Genomic DNA, 19,401 nt, shown 5'->3' with positions numbered 1-19,401 from the left:
CGTCGGAGGACGGGGACCCGCACCGCGTCGGTGACGCGAAGGAGGCCCGATGCCCTCGGACGCCGTGCTCCACCAGGCCGCCGCGCTCTGTCTGACGTACCCGGACGACGCTTTGCGCGACCGGCTGCCCCTGCTGCGTGAAGCGGCCCCGCAGCTGAGGGAGTTCGTGGACCACGCGGCGCTCACCGCGCCGCGGGAGCTGGCCGCGCATTACGAGGAGGTCTTCGACCCCGAGGGCCGGCACAGCCTGTACGTGAGCCGGTGGCGGGACGACGGCGGCGCCGGGCGGCCCGGCGGGCCGCAGGTCCGGGTCCGCCTGAAGGACCTCTACCGGCGGCACGGGCTGGAGTTCACCGGCGAGGAGCGGCCCGACTTCCTGCCCGCTGTGCTGGAGTTCGCCGCCCGCACCGGCGACACGGGTCCGCTCACCGAGCACCGCGGAGGGCTGGAGCGGCTCCGCTCCCGGCTGACCGGCCTCGGAACCCCGTACGCCTCCGTCCTGGACGCCGTATGCGCCACACTGCCGACTGTATGCACCACACCGCCGACCGAAGACCGCGGACGGCATCCCTGACGCCGCCGACACCCCTGACACGCCGACGGCTCCCGCCCGATGCCGCCGAGGCACCTGCGCCCCCGGCGCCGGCGGTTCCCTCGCCAGGCCCTCGCCAGGCCCTCGCTAGGCCCCCTTGGCCTGGTCCCGGTCGTCGTCGACGATCTCCGCGTCGACCACCGTCTCGTCGTCGTCCCGGCTCTGGCCTGCGGTGTGGTCATCGGCGGGTCCGGTGGTCGGCGACTGCTGCTGGGCCTGGGAGTACATCGCCTGGCCCATCTGCTGGCTGACCGTGGCGAGCTTCTCCACGCCGGCCTGCAGGGCGGTGGTGTCGGCCTGGTGCTCCAGCAGATCCTTCAGTTCGGCGACCGCCGACGACACCTCTCCCCTCGTCTGAGCGGGTACCCGTTCCTCGTTCTCGCGCAGGAACTTCTCTGTCTGGTAGACGAGTTGCTCGGCCTGGTTGCGGACCTCGGCGGCCTCGCGGCGCTTGCGGTCCTCCTCGGCGTACTGCTCGGCCTCGCGCATCATGCGGTCGATGTCGTCCTTGGGCAGCGCCGAGCCGCCCGTCACGGTCATCTTCTGCTCGCGGCCGGTGGCGAGGTCCTTCGCGGAGACGTGCATGATCCCGTTGGCGTCGATGTCGAAGGCGACCTCGATCTGCGGGACGCCGCGCGGGGCCGGCGGCAGGCCGGTGAGGTCGAAGACGCCGAGCTTCTTGTTGTAGGCGGCGATCTCGCGTTCACCCTGGTAGACCTGGATGCCGACGGAGGGCTGGTTGTCGGCGGCCGTGGTGAAGATCTCCGAACGGCGGGTGGGGATCGTGGTGTTGCGTTCGATGAGCTTGGTCATGATGCCGCCCTTGGTCTCGATACCGAGGGACAGCGGGGTGACGTCGAGGAGCAGCACGTCCTTCACGTCGCCGCGGATGACACCCGCCTGCAGCGCCGCGCCGACGGCGACGACCTCGTCGGGGTTGACGCCCTTGTGCGGGTCCTTGCCGGTCAGCTCCCGTACGAGGTCGGTGACCGCGGGCATCCGGGTGGAGCCGCCGACGAGGATGACGTGGTCGATCGCGGACAGCTGCACCTTGGCGTCCTTGACGGCCTGGTGGAAGGGCGTGCGGCAGCGGTCGAGCAGGTCGGCGGTGAGCTCCTGGAACTGAGCGCGCGTCAGTTTCTCGTCGAGGTGCAGGGGGCCCTCGGCGGAGGCCGTGATGTAGGGGAGGTTGATGGTCGTCTCGGAGGACGACGACAGTTCGATCTTCGCCTTCTCGGCGCCCTCGCGCAGCCGCTGCAGCGCCATCTTGTCGTTGCCGAGCTCAATGCCGTACTGGCCCTTGAACTTCTTCACGAGGTACTCGACGATCCGCTGGTCCCAGTCGTCGCCGCCGAGGTGGGTGTCGCCGTTGGTGGCCTTGACCTCGATGACGCCGTCGCCGATGTCCAGGAGCGACACGTCGAAGGTGCCGCCGCCGAGGTCGAAGACGAGGACCGTCTGTTCCTCGCCCCGGTCGAGGCCGTAGGCGAGGGCGGCGGCGGTCGGCTCGTTGATGATCCGCAGCACCTTCAGGCCGGCGATCTCCCCGGCCTCCTTGGTCGCCTGCCGCTGGGCGTCGTCGAAGTAGGCGGGCACGGTGATCACCGCGTCGGTGACGTCCTCGCCGAGGTAGGCCTCCGCGTCCCGCTTGAGTTTCTGCAGGACGCGGGCGGACAGCTCCTGGGCGCGGTAGCGGGTGCCGTCCACATCGCCCTGGTCGGGGAAGTGCCAGGTCGCGTCGCCCATGTGCCGTTTGACCGAGCGGGCGGTGCGGTCGACGTTGGTGACGGCCTGCCGTTTGGCGACCTCGCCGACGAGCACCTCGCCGTTCTTGGCGAAGGCGACGACGGACGGGGTGGTTCTGGCCCCCTCCGCGTTGGCGATGACCGTGGGTTCGCCGCCCTCCAGGACGGCCACCACCGAGTTCGTGGTCCCGAGATCGATGCCGACCGGACGTCCCATCGCCGTCCCCTTCCGCCAGGGAGCTCCCGTGCCACCGGACTTCCAGCACAAGTGGTGCGCGGGCTCCTGTCAATGGGGCACCGGGGGCACACCCCGGCGCAGACCGCCCCGGCGCGAGCCCCGGGTTCCCCCGCGAGGGGCGGGGCCGGGTCGGGGACCGGGCGTGCCCCTCAGGGTGCCGGGTGCCCCGCCGGACGGGTTCGATGCGCCTCGCCGCGCAGTTCCACGGCCCGCCGCGGCCGGTCGGTGATCACCACGTCCACCCGGGTGTCGGCGAGGAAGCGGCGCAGTCCGGCGTCGTCGTTGACCGTCCAGACCATGGTGAACAGGCCGTGCCGGGCCGCCCGGCGCAGCACGGTGGCGCGGGCGAGCAGCCGGTGCACGGCGACGCCGTGGGCGCCGCAGGCCCGCAGACGACGCAGGGGGAACAGTTCCCCGGCCCGGGTGCCGGCCAGCCGGGCGGCGCCCACCTCCTGGCGGTCGCGGCCCAGCGACAGGGCGGTGCGCACCCCCGGGAAGGCCCGGGTGACGGCGGCGACGGAACGGTCCTCCAGGGTCGTGGCCACGAATCCGTCCCGGCCGAGCAGTGCCACCGCCCGGTCGACGACCTCGTGCTCGTAGCCGGTCTCCTTCAGGTCCAGGTGGCCCGCCAGTTTGCCGGCGACCAGCGCCATCACGTCCTCGACGGCGGGGACGTCGTATCCGGCGCGTCCGCACAGCTCGGCGTGGGTGATCCGGTCGACCGGCGGGCCGGTGCGGCCGCCGGCCCGGGCGTCGTGGTGGACGACGAGCACGCCGTCGGCCGTGCGCCGGATGTCGAACTCGGCGTACTCCGCGCCGGAGACGAGGGCGTCCTCGTACGCCTGGAGGGTCGCGGCGCCACGGCGTTCGGAGCCGCCCCGGTGGGCGGAGACGGCGGGACGGGGCAGGGGGGTCCCGGGGGTGTGCGGGGGGCTGATCACCGCTTCATGATCCATGATCCCCGCCACCGTCGCCCTCCCTCGCGTGCCCGGGCGGGCGCCCGGGACGGGCCGTCCCGCCCACGCCCGGTGGAGCCGCCCGCTGCGGTATACCCGGAGCGCCGGCACGCCGAACCGGCCCGGAGCGCCGGCACGCCGAACCGGCCCGGAGCGCGGGCACACCGAGCCGGCCCGAAGCGGGGCACACCGAACCGGCCCGAAGCGGGGCACGCCGAACCGGCCCGAGGCGCGGACATGCCGCACCGGCCGGTGCGCGGGGGCGGGCCGGCCGGTGCGGGTGGAGGGGCGGTCAGGCGAGCTTGGCCGACAGCGTGATCGGTACGGCCTTGAGGGCCTGGCTGACCGGGCAGTTGACCTTGGCCTGCTCGGCGGCGGCGACGAACGCGTCGTTGTCGAGACCGGGGACCGTGCCCTCCACCGTGATGTGGATGCCGGTGATGCCCTCACCCGGCTGGAAGGTGACGTCGGCCGAGGTCACGAGCTTGGTGGGCGGGGTGCCGGCGCCGGCCAGGGCGTGCGAGAAGGCCATCGAGAAGCAGCTGGAGTGGGCGGCGGCGATCAGCTCCTCGGGGCTGGTCTTGCCGTTCGCCTCCTGGGTACGGGCGGCCCACGTCACGGGCTGCTGGTCGATGGCACCGGAGGAGTCGAAGGTGACGACGCCGTTGCCCTCGAGCAGGTTGCCTTCCCAGACGGTGTGTGCGGAGCGCGTGGTGGCCACGGTTGTTCCTTTCGCGTGGGTTTCCCGTCGGACGGGTTTCCGTGGTCCCCATCCGATCACACTCTCGCTCACCGCACCCGGAACACCGGCCCCTGAGCGGTGAAAGGCGAGGTGGCGCTTCCGGCGCAGGTCGCGGAGACGCGGTCGTGGACGGGAGGGGGCGCGGACGCGCGAGGTGCGACCGGTGTGGGCGTACGCCCCTCTCGGCGAGCGGGCCGGGCGCGCGGCGCCGCCGATGTCCGGGTGGCCGTGCCCCTGTCAGGCGGCCCGTTCCTCGGGGGCCGGCTCGAGCGGGACCTGGGGACCGTTGGACTCGTGCAGCCAGCGGCGCAGGACGCGGTGGACGTGTTCGGCGCCGGACAGGACCTCGCCGTCCTCGACGGGGGCGGACAGGGCGAGCGGGGACAGCAGGAACGCTCTGGTCTGGGCGCCGCCGAGGCCGCCGTGCGAGCCGATCTGCTCCTCGAAGGCGAGGACCTCGCCGTCGGCCGGGTCGTGGAAGGAGTTGACCATGATGTCGGCGGTGTGCGGGAAGGAGTGGGTGCGGCGCACGGCGTCGGCGGCGCCGGGGCCGAACGCCGCCAGCGGGCCGGGCTCCTCGTCGAGCCGGTCCAGGGGTATCTCCACGCCGAACGCGCCGAGGACGACTCCGCCGTGCCGCTCGCTGCGGACCAGGAGGAAGCCGATGCCCGGATGGTTGGCGAGGGTCGGCAGCAGGGCGGGATGGCGGGCGTCGATCTCCTCCTTGCTCATCCGGTGCGCGACGTCCGGGAAGGAGATCAGGCCCAGGTTGCCGGAGGCCAGCACGATCGGCTCGGAGCGCCGGCCCGACGGCCGGTGCTGTTCGCCGCCCTCCTCGACGGGCCGGTGCAGCGCCGCGCGGACGGCCGCGCGGGCCTCGGCGCCGCTGTGGGTGCGCCCGGCGCGGCGCGGCACGGGCAGCCCGCAGCCGGCCCGTACCAGGTCGGCGAGGGTGAGGCCGTAGCGGGCGCGGAAGGTCTCGCCGGGGCTCTGGCCATGGTCGGACAGGACGACGATCCGGTAGGGGCGGGGGGCGTGCTCGGCGACCGTCTCGATCAGGGCGAGGGCGCGGTCGAGGCGGCCGAGGACCTGCGCGGTGTCCCGGCCGAGCGGGCCGGAGTGGTGGGCCACCTCGTCGTAGGCGACGAGGTCGGCGTAGACGGCGGTGCGGCCGGCGAGCATGTCGCCCATGACGGCGGCCACGACGACGTCGCGTTCGACGACGGTCGCGAAGGCGCGGATGAACGGGTACAGCCCGCCGCGTCCCACGCGCGGGCGCTCCTTGCGCAGCCGGGCGCGGGTGGACTGGGCGATCTCACGGCCCACCTCGGCGAGGAACGACAGGGCGGTGCGCACGGCGTTGGCCGGGTCGGAGAAGTAGGCGAAGTACCCGGCGCGGGAGCGTGTCTCGCGGCTGCGCCTGCGGGTGGCGATGGACAGGACGAGGGCCTGTTCGTCGGCGCCGCCGCTGAAGAGGTTGCCGCGGCTGGCGCCGTCGGCGGTCAGCAGTCCGCCGTCGCCGGTGCGCTCGACGGCGCGGCGCTGGAGTTCGACGGCGTCGGCGGGGCGGTTGCAGACCATCACCGCGCGGCTGTCCTTCTCGTACCAGCGGAAGGCGGGCACGTCGTGGTTGCTGCCGTGCAGGATGCCGAGCTGGCTGGCGCCGGTCTGGCTGGACCAGTCGGTGCGCCAGGGGGTGAGGCGGTGGGTGGGGCGGGCCGCGGGTCCGGAACCGGGGCGGGGGGCCTCGCCGAGCCATCCGGCGACGGTCGGCATCAGGCCCTTGCGGACGGCCGCGGCGAGCACGTCGTGGCCGACGCCGTCGAGCTGGAGGAAGACGGTGCCGGGGGCGGTCGGGCAGGGCGGGCCGCCTCTGCGGCGGCGGTCGGCGAGGCGGTAGAGGCGGCGGCGGTAGGCGTCGTCGTCGCGTACGGCCAGGGCACCGCCGGTCGCCGAGGCGACGGCGGACATCACGGCGGCGACGATGACGGCGGTCTCGGGGGCGGCCTCGGTCTGTCCGGAGGGGGTCAGCCGCAGGGCGATCAGCAGCAGGGAGCCGTTGAGGAAGAACACGAGCAGGCCGACGACGAGGGCCGGTACGAGCAGCAGGAGGCGGACCAGCAGCGGCCAGGCGAGGGCGGAGAGGACGCCGAAGACGCCGGCGCCGACGGCCGCGGTGACGGCGATGGTGGTGGCGCTGTCGCCGTCGGCGGACTGCAGGCGGAAGTCCGGCAGGATCCCCGCGAGCACCAGCATGGTCAGGGTGGACACGGCCCACACCGCAAGACTCCGCCCGGCCTGGCTGACGGCCCGCCGCCACCGCACCCCTCGCACGCCCCGTCCACCTCGTCTTCCGGCCCCGATGCCGTAGGAGGGGCCGTCGTCCACCCTGTCACACGGGACCGACAGTCACCCCGGTCACCGTCCGTCGTACCCGGCCGTGGGCATCGACAGCCGGCGGTGGACGCGGGCCTTCATCTGGGCGTCGTAGGCGGGTTCGGCGTAGCCGACCGTCTCGACGCGCACCCCGCGCCGGGCGCACTCGTCGGTGAACTCCTCGACGTCGGACAGGGCGCTCTCCAGCACGCGGCGGCTGGGCGCCACGAACAGGTCGACGCCGGCCCGCACGCCGTCCCACAGGACGCAGTGGTCCGCGCGCAGGCCGCGCACCAGCAGCTCGCGGCTGACGACGTAGCCGCGCTGGGCGGCCCAGCGCGCGCACATCGCGTGCTGGCTGCGGGAGTCGACCAGGAAGGGATCGGCGTCCAGTTCCTCCAGCGGCGTCAGACTCGCGATCGCCGTGACCCGCACCGGTCCCATGGCGTCCCCCTCACCTCCGGGTTTCGCCGCCGACCCTACTCCTGCCCGTAGGCTTCGGGGGAGTCGCGCGAAGGAGGCAAAGGGGTGCCGGTGGAGATCACCTGGTGGGGTCACGCGACCTGCACGGTCGAGGATGCGAACGTGCGCGTGCTGACCGACCCCCTGTTCGTCCGCCGGCTCGCGCATCTGCGCCGTCGCCGGGGCGCGCTCCCCCCGCCGGCCGCGTGGCGCGCCGACGTGGCGCTCGTCTCCCATCTGCACGCCGACCACCTCCACGTCCCGTCGCTGGCGCGCCTCGCGCCGGGCACGCGCCTGCTGGTGCCGCGGGGTGCGCCGCGCGCCGTCCCGGGCCTGCGGCGGCTGACGCATCTGCAGGTCAGCGAGGTGGAGCCGGGCGACGAGACCTCGGTGGGCGGGCTGCGGATACGGGCCGTGCCCGCGCGGCACGACGGGCGGCGGCTGCCGGTCGGCCCGTGCCGTTCCCCCGCCCTCGGGTATGTCGTCGAGGGCGAGGCGCGCACCTATTTCGCGGGGGACACCGGGCTGTTCGAGGAGATGGCCAAGGAGGTCGGGCCCGTCGACGTGGCACTGCTGCCGGTGGGCGGCTGGGGGCCGTATCTCGGTGAGGGGCACCTGGACGCGGGCCGGGCGGCCGAGGCGCTGGCGCGGCTGGCGCCGGCGAGCGCGGTGCCGGTGCACTACGGCACGTACTGGCCGATCGGGATGGACGCCGTGCGCCCCCATGAGTTCCATGCGCCGGGCGAGGAGTTCGTGCGCCTGGCGGCGCATCGTGCGCCGGGCGTGACGGTGCACCGGCTGGCGCACGGCGAGAGCGTGCGCCCGGAGGTCACCCGATGAGGTGGCTGCTCGCCACGGCTGCGACGGCGGTGGTGCCGACGGAGTCCACGCAGCAGGCGCTCGGCTATCCGTCGCTGTTCCTGCTGGTGCTGATCGGGGCACTGGTGCCGGTGGTGCCGACGGGCGCCCTGGTGAGTTCGGCGGCGGTGGTGGCGTTCCATCAGACGGCGCCGTTCGCGCTGGCGCTGGTGTTCGTGACGGCGTCCCTGGCGGCGTTCCTGGGGGACGCGACGCTGTACTGGCTGGGGCGGCGCGGGATGCGGTCGAAGAACGGCTCGCGCTGGCTGGAGGCGATCCGCTCACGTGCGCCGGAGGAGCGGCTGGCGCAGGCGCAGCAGCGGCTCGCCGAGCACAACGTGGCCGTGCTGGTGCTGTCCCGGCTGGTGCCGGCGGGCCGGATCCCGGTGATGCTGGCCTGTCTGATGGCGAAGTGGCCGCTGCGCCGCTTCGTCCGGGGCAATCTGCCGGCCTGTCTGGCGTGGGCGCTGACCTACCAGTTGATCGGGATCCTCGGCGGTTCCCTGTTCCCGGAGCCGTGGCAGGGCGTGGTGACGGCGGTCGCGCTGACCGTGGTGATCGGCGCGGCGCCGAGCGCGTGGCGCCGGATCAGGAAGCCCCGGGCCGCATAGGCCGGTTCGACTGATTATGATCTTGGTCATGTCCGTGCAGAACTCTGACAAGACCCTGTCCCGCAAGCAGCGACTCCAGGAGAAGCAGCGTCGCCAGCTGGCGGTGGTCGACACCGTGGACAAGGCCGAGGCCAAGGTCCGCAAGGCGGAGGTCGAACTGGCCGTGGCCGTCACCGAGGCGGTGCAGGTGTTCGGCGACGAGCAGTCCGCGTCCGAGGGGCTCGACATGCCGGTCGAAGCGATCCGGCGGTTCCTCGGCATCGCGCGGGACGACGCGGCCGGTGCCGGCGACGCCGACCCCGCGGGCACCTCCTGACACTGGCGTTCGGCGCACCGCGGGCCGGCCGACGTGCCGGGCGGGCCCCCGGCCACGGTCGGGCGGCCGAGGGCCGTCCCCGCGCCGGGGACACCGCAGCCTCACCGAGGAGCGGGGCGGGCCATCTGACCGGGTCGTACGGACGGGCTTCAGCCGAGTATGCGTGAGCCTCCGACCGGGAGATCCCACAGGTCCCCGCGGTCGCGTCCCGCCTTCTCCCAGGCCGCGCGCACCCGTCGCAGCGGCTCCAGCACCGGCTCTGCGGACAGGACGAACGTGGCCCAGTGCATGGGGGCCATGCGGCGGGCGCCCAGGTCGAGGGCGGCCCGGACCGCCTCCTCCGGGTCGCAGTGGACGTCTCTGAGCCACCAGCGCGGGTCGTAGGCGCCGATGGGCAGCAGGGCGAGGTCGATGCCCGGGTAGCGCTGCCCGATACGGGAGAACCAGTGGCCGTAGCCGGTGTCGCCGGCGAAGTACACGCGCTGCCCGTCGGGCGCGGTGAGCACCCAGCCACCCCACAGGGAGCGGCAGGTGTCGGTGAGGCTGCGCTTGGACCAGTGGTGCGCGGGGACGAAGTCGATGCGGACCCCGGACAGTTCGGCCGCCTCCCACCAGTCGAGCTCGGTCACGCGCGTGAAGCGGCGGCGCTGGAACCAGCGGCCGAGTCCGGCCGGTACGAACACGGGGGTGTCGCGCGGGAGCCGGCGCAGGGTGGGCGCGTCCAGGTGGTCGTAGTGGTTGTGGCTGATGACGACGGCGTCGACCGGCGGCAGTGCCTCCCAGGGCACGCCCACGGGGGTGATGCGGGCCGGGGTGCCGAGGATGCGGCGGGACCACACCGGGTCGGTGAGCACGGTCAGCCCGCCGATGCGGACCACCCAACTGGCGTGTCCCGCCCAGGTGACGGCGACGGTGCGGGCGTCCACGCGGGGCAGCGGGGCCGGCGCGAACGGCAGCCGGGGGACGTCGGCGAGGCCCTCCTTGCCGGGGCGTACGGAGCCCTCGCGGGCGAACCGGGCGAGGGCCTTGAGGCCGGGCAGCGGAGCGGTCAACCGGTCGTGGAAGGTACGCGGCCACACCCGCCGCTCCCCCAGCGGCCGGGGCTCGGCGAGGGGCGGGACGGTGGGCTCGGACACGGGTGGCAGGGCATCGGGGTCCGGGGTGGTCACCGTGCCGGTGGGGGTGGTGGTGGTCGACTCGGACTGCTGCGTCATCGAGGAGGCTCCCATCGCTGAGCGTCGTCACGGAGATCGTCGAAGACCGACCTCAAGAGCGTCAACGCGCGTTGCACGTGTGGCAGTTCCAACGGCGCGGGTGAGGTGAGGCATTCCGTGCGCTCGGCGTCCGTGCCGCCCAGCAGCGGGCCGGTGGACAGGCGCACCCGCAGTGCCCCGAGGTCGTCTCCGAAGCGGTGGCCGCCGGGCGCGGGCATCCCGAGCCGGGCGGTGAGGAAGTCCTCCAGGTCCTGTGCGTCGCCCACCCCGTGCCCGGCGAGCGCCTCCCGCAGCGGACCGAGATCGGCGTACAGGTGGCGGCCGGCCTGCGGCGGCAGGGCGAGAGCGCCCGCAGCCACCACCGTGGCGTGCAGTTCCCGGGCCACACGCGCGTGCAGGCGTACGGTGGCGGCCACGCGCGTGAGGACCGGCTCGGGCTCGGCCAGGGCGTACGCCGCGGCGGCGGCGACCGGTGCGGCCACGCTCGCGTCGAGAGCGGTGAGGACGTCGAGCACGCGCGCGTGCAGGTCGTCCCCCGCGGTCGAGGCCGGCAGACGGGCGACGGCGGCCGGCCAGCCGTCGGGCAGCAGCGCGCCCGCCAGGTCGGTGACGACGGTGACCTGGCCGGGCAGCATCTCGGCGGGGCTGACCAGCACGGTGTCGTGCGGGGCGTGCAGGGTGCCGCGCCAGGTCTCGTCGCTGACCAGGTGCAGCCCCTCCCCCGCGGCGGCCTCGACGGCCTCGTGCAGCACCTCGGGCGGGGCGACGGTGGCGGTGGGGTCGTCGGCGACCGACAGCACCAGCAGCCGCGGATCCCCGCCCTCGGCGCGCACCCGGCGCACGGTCTCCAGCAGGGCGAAGGGATCGGGCACTCCGCCGCACTCGGCGGGTGTCGCCACGTGGAAGACGGGACGGCCCAGCAGACGGGCGTACGGCGCCCACCAGGCCGCGCACGGGCGGGGCACCAGGACGTCGCCGCCGAGCGCGGCGGTCAGCGCGAGCAGCAGGGCGGGGGCCCCGGGTCCGGCGACGACCCGGCCGGGTTCGGCGGGCGTGCCGCGCCGCTCCCAGTAGCCGCGGGCGGCGTCCAGGAGCGCGGGGCCGCCGCCGACGGGTTCGCCGTACGCGCGCGTGGCGGCCCCGGCGAGGACGGAGGCGAGGCCGGGGAGCACGGGCAGTCCGTCGGGCGGGAGCGGCGGGCCGTAGCGGACGGGCCCGTGGCCTTCCGGTGCCGTGCGCCGCATGGGGTCCTCCGCGCAGTCCGTCCCTGGTGGCGTGTGCCGTCGGCCGCCGGGAGCCGTGTGCCCTGTGGTGCCCGGTGTACCGGTGATGCGTGGCGTCTCGTACGGGGCGGGTCGTGCCCCCGGGCTCCGAGTACCCCGTGCGCCCGGGGGTCATGGCCGCCCGCCCGCGTTGCGCTGATCACAGCGCGGCCGGGCGGGCCGTCGGGCCGATCAGACGTCCGCCGTGGGCCTGCGGCGGCGCAGCAGTCGGTGCGCGGCGGCGCCGCACGCGCCGGCGATCAGCAGGCCGCCGGCGACGAGGGCGGGCACGGACTCGCGGAAGGCGCCGCCCGTACCGGCCCGTACGCCGTGTTCGACGGTGGCCGGGGTGGTGGCGTGGGCCGGGGGGCGGGCCGTGGCGCAGGAAGTCGGCTGGGAACAGGCGTGGCCGGTGTCGCAGGAGGCGGCCTGGGAGCACGTGTGGCCGGTGTCGCAGGAGGGTCCGCCCGGGACGTGAGCCGGGCCGCAGGGCTGGGGGACGGTGCCGCTGCCGGCGAGGCCGTTGTCGGTGCCGCTGCCGCTGCCGACGATTCCGTCGTCGGTGTCGCCGCCGGCGATTCCGTCGTCGGTGTCACTGCCGGCGAGGCCGCCGTAGGTGTCGCTGCCGCCGTCCGCGCCGGTGCCACTGTCAGCACCGCTGCCACCGCCGACGCCGTCGGCGCGGTTGACGTCGAAGGTCGCGCTCCAGGGGCTGCCCTGTCCGCCGGGCGGTGCCGGGCAGGTCCCGTCGACGGTCCAGGCGGTGTCCGGTCCGACCCCGCCGTCCGCCTCGCCGAGGTCGGAGGCGATGTGGGCGCTGCCCTCGTAGGCCGGCCCGGCGGTCTTCCCGTCGTCGCCCGGGACCTTGTTCAGTTTGACGGTCCCGTCGGCGAAGGCCTGCGAGACGGCGTCCAGGGTGTCGGGGGCGGTGCCGTCGAGGGGATCGCAGGAGACGGACACGGTGACGCTGCCGCCCGGGTCGACACTGCCCGGGCCGACTTCGGCCGCCGGGTCGGCGACCGCGACCGGCCCGGCGGCGACCAGCAGGGCGGCGGCGAGGAGAAGGGGGGCGGTGCGGCGCATGGGAACGGCTCCTTAGGCCGACGGGGGCGGGCACGGCGTTCATGCCTCGCACTCATCACAGCCGCAGAGCCGCCGGGCCGCGCGCGGCCACGGTCCATTGGCGGGACGCTCGCCCGCCACCCGGGTGACGCGGGGGCGGGACGAGGGTCACCGGCCCGGTGGCGGGGAACGGCGCGGCCGGCCACCACGGGCGGGCCCGCACGGCGACCGTGTCACGCCCTTCAGGCGTCGCTCATCACCTGTTCCCGCAGCCGGTCACAGCACCGGTTGATCAGCCGCGACACATGCATCTGCGAGATCCCCAGCCGCTCCGCTATCCGGCTCTGGGTCATGTCCCCGAAGAACCGCAGGTACAGAATCACCCGCTCCCGCTCGGGCAGCGCGGCCAGCCGCAGCCGGACCGCCTCGCGGTCCACGACCGTGTCGAGGGCGGGGTCGGCGGCACCCAGCACATCGCTCAGCGAGTACCCGTCCTCGCCGCCCGGCAGTTCCGCGTCGAGCGACAGCGCGGTGAAGCTCTCCAGCGCCTCCAGCCCGGCCCGGACCTCCTCCTCGCTCAGCTGCGCCTGTTCGGCGATCTCGGTGACGGTCGGGCGCCGTCCGGGCACGGTCTGGGTCAGGTCCTGGCAGGCGAACCGGACCCGGTTGCGCAGCTCCTGGACCCGGCGGGGCACGTGGACGGTCCACATGTGGTCACGGAAGTGCCGCTTGATCTCCCCGGTGACGGTGGGCACGGCGTAGCTCTCGAACGCCTTGCCGCGCTCGGGGTCGTAGCGGTCGACGGCCTTGACCAGGCCGAGGGCCGCGACCTGGCGCAGGTCCTCGTAGCTCTCGCCGCGGCTGCGGAAGCGGCCGGCGATGCGGTCGGCCATGGGCAGCCAGGCCTCCACGATCCGGCCGCGGAGCTCGTCGCGGCGGGGGCCGGGCGGCAGTGCGGCCAGCCTGCGGAAGGCGTCGGCGGTGTCGGGGGCGTCGTCGTGCGGGTGGTGCCTCGCGCTCGCTCGGGTTCGCATGATGCGTAGCAACTCCCTTGAAGTGCTCAGGGTTGGCCGGTCCCCGTGGGAGCACGGCAACAGCCCGACCGGGCGTGCCGGGGCCGCCGGCTGCGGCGGTCCCACGGGCGTGCCTCCGGTCCGAAGCACTGGCAGTGCGCCTGCCCCCGGACCCCCTCCGCAAACGCCCGCCCGGGTTTTCCGGCCGCCCCCGGGGTCACTCGTCACACGTCACGGCTTACGTCCGCATGTCCTTTTTCCCGACGTCCGGGAGGTCCCGTACATGAGCACCAAGGTCTCCGACCACATCCTGCAGCGCCTGCGCGAGTGGGGCGTGGAGGAAGTGTTCGGCTATCCCGGCGACGGCATCAACGGTCTGCTGGCCGCCTGGGGCCGGGCCGAGGACCACCCGCGGTTCGTGCAGTCGCGGCACGAGGAGATGTCCGCGTTCCAGGCGACCGGGTACGCCAAGTTCAGCGGCCGCCTCGGGGTGTGCGTGGCGACCTCGGGACCGGGCGCGATCCATCTCCTCAACGGTCTGTACGACGCCAAGCTCGACCATGTCCCGGTGCTGGCCCTCGTCGGCCAGACGCACCGCACGGCGATGGGCGGCTCGTACCAGCAGGAGGTGGACCTGCACTCCCTGTTCAAGGACGTCGCCTCGGACTTCGTGGAGACGGTGACCGTGCCCGAGCAGTTGCCGAACGTCCTGGACCGGGCGATCCGCACCGCGTACGCCCGCCGCTGCCCGACCGCGGTCATCATCCCCGGAGACGTCCAGGAGCTCGACTACTCCGCCCCCACGCACGAGTTCAAGATGGTGCCGTCCAGCCTGGACCGCAGCGACTGGACGGCGGTCCCCTCCGAGAAGTCACTGGAGCGGGCCGCCGAGATCCTCAACTCCGGTGACAAGGTGGCGATCCTGGCCGGGCAGGGCGCGGCCGGGGCCCGCGAGGAGGTCGAGCGGATCGCCGAGACGCTGGGTGCGGGGGTGGCGAAGGCACTGCTGGGCAAGGACGTCCTCAGCGACGAACTCCCCTACGTCACCGGCTCCATCGGCCTGCTCGGCACCCGCGCGTCCTACGAGATGATGCGCGACTGCGACACCCTGCTGACGATCGGATCCTCCTTCCCCTACACGCAGTTCCTGCCGGAGTTCGGCAAGGCGCGGGGCGTGCAGATCGACATCGACCCGCACATGGTGGGGATGCGGTATCCGTACGAGGTGAATCTCGTCGGCGACGCCAAGGAGACGCTGCGGCGGCTGATCCCGATGATCCGGGGCGAGGAACGCGGCCGTGAATGGTTCGACACCGTGTGCGACAACGTACGGACCTGGCACGACGTGATGGAGCGGCGGGCCCGGCTGTCCGCCGACCCGATCAACCCGGAGTACGTGGCCCGCGCCCTGGACCCGCTGCTGCCGGCCGACGCGATCGTCACCTCCGACTCCGGCTCGGTCGCCAACTGGTTCGCCCGGCACCTCACGATGCGCCCCGGCATGCGCGCCTCCCTCTCCGGCACGCTGGCGTCGATGGGCTGCGGAGTGCCGTACGCGATCGGGGCCAAGTTCGCCCACCCGGACCGGCCCGCGATCGCGCTGGTCGGGGACGGGGCGATGCAGATGAACGGCATGGCCGAGCTGATCACGGCGGCCAAGTACCGGGACCGGTGGCAGGATCCGCGTCTCGTGGTCGCCGTCTGGAACAACCGCGACCTCAACCAGGTGACGTGGGAGATGCGGTCCATGGGGGGCGCCCCGTCGTTCCTGCCGTCGCAGGAGCTGCCGGACGTGCAGTACGCGGCGTTCGCCCGTTCGCTGGGGCTGACCGGGGTGCGGGTGGAGAAGCCCGAGGATGTCGAGACGGGCTGGCGTACGGCCCTGGAGGCGGACGGGCCCGCGGTCGTCGAGTTCCTCACCGACCCGTCCGTGCCGCCGATCCCGCCGCACGCGACCTGGGAGCAGATGGAGGCGACGGCCGAGTCGATCCTCAAGGGCGACACCGACCGCGGCTCCATGATCAAGCAGGGGTTCAAGGCGAAGATGCAGGACTTCTTGCCGGGGAGGAAGTGATCGCCCGGACCCCGGGATCTTGTATGCAGTATCCGCCATGAAAGATCTCGTGTGCCGCCGTCCCCTCACGGAGATCCGCCATCCCGGCATCCGTCCCCGGGATCCCGTGTCAGCTCCCGCCCCACGGGTACGCGGTGGGCCGGCCACGAAGTCTGGAGGGAGACATGCAGCGAGGCAGTGACCGGCTGAGCGTGCACCGGGACGACGAGATGAAGCATGAACTGCAGGGTCTGCTCCGGTCCGGGCATCCCACGCGGTCCGAGGAATGGCACGACCCGGAGCCGTCCGCCGAGGACGATCCCGAGGTCTGGGGAGGTCCGGTGGTACCGGGCACCTCCCGGGCGTCCCTGGCGACGGTGCGGCTGGAACTGGGCCGGATCCTGGGGCGCGGTTCCTTCCCCGCGGGACCGGGCGAGCTGTCCGTGACCCTGCGGCGCAGGAACGCGCCCGACGCGCTGGTGGAGGCCGTACGGCGGCTGCCGCACAAGGAGCGCTACGCCAACGTGTCCGAACTGGCCGAGGCACTGGTCGGAAGCGGCCGGTGACCCGTAGGCACCGGGCCGCCGAGGTCGCAACCCCCGGCACCACCGTCGACGTCGGCGACGCGACCACCCGCTGTCTGCTGTACGGGCTGCTGCCGAGCCGGTTCGTGCCCGGTCTCGCCGACCGGGTCATGCACCGGCGCACCCGTATCGAGGACACGGCGGGCACCAGGGAATCGTTGATCCACTCACTGATGACGGCCGAGGTGGGCATTCCGACAGCGCTGACCCTGCGGTACGAGGTGAACCCGCTGCTGCTGACCGTGCAGTGCGCGGGCGCCGCGGTGCACGAGGCGACCGCGCTGTGGGACGTCCGCACGGCCGTGCGCAGCGAGCGCGAGGTCAAGCCCGTCGAGCAGCACATCCACAGTCTTCTGGAGTCGCTGCCGTTCGGCGCGGCGATCGGCGCATGTGTGCTCCTGCCGTACGGCGAGGAGCCGCTGCGGTGCCGGCGGGCGGCCCGGGCCAGGAAGAACGAACTGCGAGCCGGGGGCGAAGCGGCCCGCCGGCATGCCACGAAAGGACGTTGAACGATCATGCGCATCGCGTTTCTGGTGGCGCCCGAGGGCGTCGAACAGGTCGAACTCACCGATCCCTGGCAGGCCGCGGTGGACGCGGGTCACGAGCCCGTGCTGGTGTCGACGGACTCCGGCGAGATCCAGGCCTTCAACCATCTCGACAAGGCCGACACGTTCATGGTGGACGAGGTCGTCGGCGAGGTGCCCGCGGAGTCCTTCGGCGGGCTGGTCCTGCCGGGCGGCGTCGCGAATCCGGACTTCCTGCGAATGAGGCCCGAGGCCGTGGCGTTCGTGAAGGAGTTCTTCGAGCAGGGCCGGCCCGTCGCGGCGATCTGCCACGCCGCGTGGACGCTCGTCGAGGCGGACGTCGTGCGCGGCCGTGAGCTGACCTCGTGGCCGAGCCTGCGTACGGACATCCGCAACGCCGGCGGCACCTGGGTCGACGAGCAGGTGAAGATCTGCGACCACGGTCCGAACAAGCTGGTCACCAGCCGCAGGCCGGACGATCTGAAGGCGTTCTGCGAGGCGTTTCTCGACGTGTTCGCCAAGGAGGCGGTCTGATGGGCGCGCCGTCCGACCGCAAGGACCGGCAACTCGGCCGCTTTCGTTCCGAGGATCCCGCGTCCGGGCCGCTGACCACCGACCAGGGCGTGGAGGTCGACCACACCGACGACTCGCTGGCCGCCGGCGAGCGCGGTCCGACCCTGATGGAGGACTTCCACTTCCGGGAGAAGCTCACCCGCTTCGACCACGAACGCATCCCCGAGCGGGTGGTGCACGCGCGGGGCGCAGGCGCCTACGGATACTTCGAACCGTACGAGTCCTGCGCGGAGTTCACCCGTGCGGCCTTCCTCCAGGACCCGTCGGTGCGCACCCCGGTGTTCGTCCGGTTCTCGACGGTGCAGGGGCCGCGGGGGTCCGCGGACACGGTGCGGGACGTGCGCGGCTTCGCGACCAAGTTCTACACGTCGGAGGGGAACTACGACCTGGTCGGGAACAACTTCCCGGTGTTCTTCGTCCAGGACGGCATCAAGTTCCCGGACTTCGTGCACGCGGTGAAGCCGGAGCCGCACAACGACATCCCGACGGGCGCCTCCGCGCACGACACCCTGTGGGACTTCGTGTCGCTCCAGCCGGAGACGCTGCACGCGATCATGTGGCTGATGTCGGACCGGGCGATCCCGCGCAGTTACCGCATGATGCAGGGCTTCGGCGTGCACACCTTCCGGTTCGTGAACGCCGAGGGGCGCGGTACGTTCGTGAAGTTCCACTGGACGCCGCGGCTGGGTGTGCACTCGCTGGTGTGGGACGAGGCCCAGGAGTGCCAGGGCCGCGACCCTGACTTCAACCGGCGTGACCTGTGGGACGCGATCGGGGCCGGCGAGTTCCCGGAGTGGGAGCTGGGTGTTCAACTGGTGCCGGAGGAGGACGAGTTCGCGTTCGACTTCGACCTGCTCGACGCCACGAAGGTCATCCCGGAGGAGCTGGTGCCGGTCCGCTCGATCGGTCGCATGGTCCTGGACCGCAACCCGGAGAATTTCTTCGCCGAGACCGAACAGGTCGCCTTCCACACCGCCAACGTGGTCCCGGGTATCGACTTCACCAACGACCCGCTGCTGCAGGCCCGCAACTTCTCCTACCTGGACACCCAGCTGATCCGGTTGGGCGGTCCCAACTTCAGCCAGCTGCCGGTGAACCGGCCGGTCGCGCCGGTCCGCAACAACCAGCGTGACGGCTACCACCAGAGCACGGTCCACCGGGGTACGAACTACTTCCCCAACTCCCTCGGCGGTGGCTGCCCGGCCCACGCGGGCGTCGACGGCAAGGCCTTCACCCACTACACGGAGCGCGTCGACGGCGCCAGGATCCGCCGCCGCAGCCCGAGCTTCCAGGACCACTACAGCCAGCCGGCGCTGTTCTGGAACAGCATGGCCGACTGGGAGAAGCAGCACATCGTCCAGGCGTTCCGGTTCGAGCTGGGCAAGGTCGAGACCCGGGAGATCCGCGCCCGTACGGTCGAGCAGCTCGCGCATGTCGACGGCGACCTGGCGAGCCAGGTGGCGCGCGGCATCGGCGTGGCCGAGCCGTCCGGCGCGGCGGAGACGGCGTCCAAGGCGTCGTCGCCCGCCCTCAGCCTGGAGTCACTGCGCGGCGACGGCTCGATCCGCACCCGGCGGATCGCGGTGCTCGTCACCGACGGGGTGGACGCGCAGCAGGTGGCGTCGGTGCGGGAGGAGCTGGAGGCTCAGGGCGCGGTCGTGGAGGCGCTGGCGGCCACGGACGGGAGCGTGGCGGCGGCCGACGGTGGACGGTATGCGGTCGACCGCGCACTGCCGACCGTCGCTTCCGTTCTGTACGACGCCGTCCTGCTGCCCGGCGGCCCCACCGGCACCCCGCCGGTCATCGAGGACCCGGACGCCATGCGCTTCGCGCGGAGCGCCTTCCGGCACGGCAAGCCCGTGGGCGCGCTGGGATCCGGGGTGGACGTGATCACGGCGCTGAAGCCGGCCGGGGTGCGGCTGTCCACCGAGTTCCACCGGGTGGTGACCGACCAGGGCGTGGTCTCGGACACCTCGCCGGGTACCGCGAGCGCGGAGTTCGTCCAGGCGTTCGTGGCCGCGGTCGCGGCTCATCGGCACTGGGACCGGCCGCCCGTCAACGGCTGAGGGCGACGGCCCGCAAGGGGCGAGATGCGGTCGACTGCAGGCGATGCGGTCGACCGCATCTCTGTGCCCGGCAGCGGCCTCGCATCCCCCGACCGGCGCGCCGGTGGTTGCCCCGGGGGTGGCGGCGTGTTGGGGTGCAAAGGGTGCAATCATA

The 19,401-nt window shown here is 73.4% G+C and carries 18 protein-coding genes; 9 read left to right on the top strand and 9 right to left on the bottom strand.

The features are described 5' to 3' along the window. Positions 1-49 precede the first annotated feature (49 nt). The gene (locus ACFY30_RS06205; RefSeq protein WP_390843969.1) at positions 50-574 is read left to right on the top strand and encodes a nitrate reductase molybdenum cofactor assembly chaperone; all 525 of its coding nucleotides are present in this window, start codon (positions 50-52) and stop codon (positions 572-574) included. Positions 575-679: 105 nt separating this feature from the next. Here ACFY30_RS06205 and dnaK read toward each other — a convergent pair whose 3' ends face one another. The 5 genes from dnaK to ACFY30_RS06180 form a co-directional block, all read right to left on the bottom strand. Continuing rightward, positions 680-2,554 carry a molecular chaperone DnaK gene (dnaK, locus tag ACFY30_RS06200; RefSeq protein ID WP_390843968.1) on the bottom strand — a complete coding sequence of 625 codons (1,875 nt, stop codon included), beginning with the start codon at positions 2,552-2,554 and terminating at the stop codon, positions 680-682. 170 nt (positions 2,555-2,724) lie between these two features. Beyond that, the gene (locus tag ACFY30_RS06195) at positions 2,725-3,531 is read right to left on the bottom strand and encodes a glycerophosphodiester phosphodiesterase family protein (protein ID WP_390843967.1); all 807 of its coding nucleotides are present in this window, start codon (positions 3,529-3,531) and stop codon (positions 2,725-2,727) included. Between the two features lie 292 nt (positions 3,532-3,823). Continuing rightward, complete coding sequence (locus ACFY30_RS06190) at positions 3,824-4,252, bottom strand: OsmC family protein (RefSeq protein WP_390658752.1); 429 nt, start codon at positions 4,250-4,252, stop codon at positions 3,824-3,826. A gap of 258 nt (positions 4,253-4,510) precedes the next feature. Next, positions 4,511-6,553: a phage holin family protein gene (locus ACFY30_RS06185; protein WP_390844196.1), complete on the bottom strand. Its 2,043-nt coding sequence runs from the start codon at positions 6,551-6,553 to the stop codon at positions 4,511-4,513. 138 nt (positions 6,554-6,691) lie between these two features. Continuing rightward, complete coding sequence (locus ACFY30_RS06180) at positions 6,692-7,093, bottom strand: hypothetical protein (RefSeq protein WP_390658753.1); 402 nt, start codon at positions 7,091-7,093, stop codon at positions 6,692-6,694. 84 nt (positions 7,094-7,177) lie between these two features. Between ACFY30_RS06180 and ACFY30_RS06175 the strand changes: the two genes are divergently transcribed. Genes ACFY30_RS06175 through ACFY30_RS06165 form a run of 3 tightly spaced genes read left to right on the top strand, consistent with a single transcriptional unit; the run spans position 7,178 to position 8,896 of the window. Beyond that, a complete protein-coding gene (locus tag ACFY30_RS06175) occupies positions 7,178-7,951 on the top strand; it encodes an MBL fold metallo-hydrolase (RefSeq protein WP_390843966.1) in 774 nt (257 codons plus the stop codon). Further along, positions 7,948-8,580 carry a DedA family protein gene (locus ACFY30_RS06170; RefSeq protein ID WP_390658755.1) on the top strand — a complete coding sequence of 211 codons (633 nt, stop codon included), beginning with the start codon at positions 7,948-7,950 and terminating at the stop codon, positions 8,578-8,580. The genes ACFY30_RS06175 and ACFY30_RS06170 overlap by 4 nt, the downstream gene beginning before the upstream one ends. Positions 8,581-8,608: 28 nt before the next feature. Further along, positions 8,609-8,896: a hypothetical protein gene (locus tag ACFY30_RS06165; RefSeq protein WP_390658756.1), complete on the top strand. Its 288-nt coding sequence runs from the start codon at positions 8,609-8,611 to the stop codon at positions 8,894-8,896. Between the two features lie 149 nt (positions 8,897-9,045). On the opposite strand, the gene ACFY30_RS06160 is transcribed toward ACFY30_RS06165, so the two are convergent. From ACFY30_RS06160 to ACFY30_RS06145, 4 genes are all read right to left on the bottom strand, one after another. Next, complete coding sequence (locus tag ACFY30_RS06160; protein WP_390843965.1) at positions 9,046-10,110, bottom strand: MBL fold metallo-hydrolase; 1,065 nt, start codon at positions 10,108-10,110, stop codon at positions 9,046-9,048. Continuing rightward, positions 10,107-11,354, bottom strand: a complete 1,248-nt coding sequence (locus tag ACFY30_RS06155) for an aminotransferase class I/II-fold pyridoxal phosphate-dependent enzyme (protein ID WP_390843964.1) — start codon at positions 11,352-11,354, stop codon at positions 10,107-10,109. Before ACFY30_RS06155 ends, ACFY30_RS06160 begins: the two co-directional genes overlap by 4 nt. Before the next feature lie 210 nt (positions 11,355-11,564). Continuing rightward, positions 11,565-12,455: a hypothetical protein gene (locus tag ACFY30_RS06150; protein WP_390843963.1), complete on the bottom strand. Its 891-nt coding sequence runs from the start codon at positions 12,453-12,455 to the stop codon at positions 11,565-11,567. Positions 12,456-12,676: 221 nt separating this feature from the next. After that, positions 12,677-13,468, bottom strand: a complete 792-nt coding sequence (locus ACFY30_RS06145) for an RNA polymerase sigma factor SigF (RefSeq protein WP_390843962.1) — start codon at positions 13,466-13,468, stop codon at positions 12,677-12,679. A gap of 262 nt (positions 13,469-13,730) precedes the next feature. Between ACFY30_RS06145 and ACFY30_RS06140 the strand changes: the two genes are divergently transcribed. The 5 genes from ACFY30_RS06140 to ACFY30_RS06120 all read left to right on the top strand — a co-directional run bounded on the left by ACFY30_RS06140 (position 13,731) and on the right by ACFY30_RS06120 (position 19,247). After that, the gene (locus tag ACFY30_RS06140) at positions 13,731-15,521 is read left to right on the top strand and encodes a thiamine pyrophosphate-requiring protein (RefSeq protein ID WP_390843961.1); all 1,791 of its coding nucleotides are present in this window, start codon (positions 13,731-13,733) and stop codon (positions 15,519-15,521) included. Positions 15,522-15,685: 164 nt separating this feature from the next. Continuing rightward, positions 15,686-16,066 carry a DUF2795 domain-containing protein gene (locus ACFY30_RS06135; RefSeq protein ID WP_390843959.1) on the top strand — a complete coding sequence of 127 codons (381 nt, stop codon included), beginning with the start codon at positions 15,686-15,688 and terminating at the stop codon, positions 16,064-16,066. Then, entirely contained in the window at positions 16,063-16,593 is a 531-nt protein-coding gene (locus tag ACFY30_RS06130; RefSeq protein WP_390843958.1) for a diguanylate cyclase, read from the top strand. The genes ACFY30_RS06135 and ACFY30_RS06130 overlap by 4 nt, the downstream gene beginning before the upstream one ends. Positions 16,594-16,599: 6 nt before the next feature. Then, on the top strand, positions 16,600-17,142 hold the full coding sequence (locus ACFY30_RS06125; protein WP_390843957.1) for a type 1 glutamine amidotransferase domain-containing protein: 543 nt from the start codon (positions 16,600-16,602) through the stop codon (positions 17,140-17,142). Beyond that, entirely contained in the window at positions 17,142-19,247 is a 2,106-nt protein-coding gene (locus tag ACFY30_RS06120; protein ID WP_390843956.1) for a catalase, read from the top strand. Before ACFY30_RS06125 ends, ACFY30_RS06120 begins: the two co-directional genes overlap by 1 nt. Positions 19,248-19,401 lie beyond the last annotated feature (154 nt).

It is taken from the genome of Streptomyces sp. NPDC000345, assembly GCF_042898825.1.
Classification (GTDB): domain Bacteria; phylum Actinomycetota; class Actinomycetes; order Streptomycetales; family Streptomycetaceae; genus Streptomyces.
This window is presented reverse-complemented; position numbering and strand designations above follow the sequence as displayed.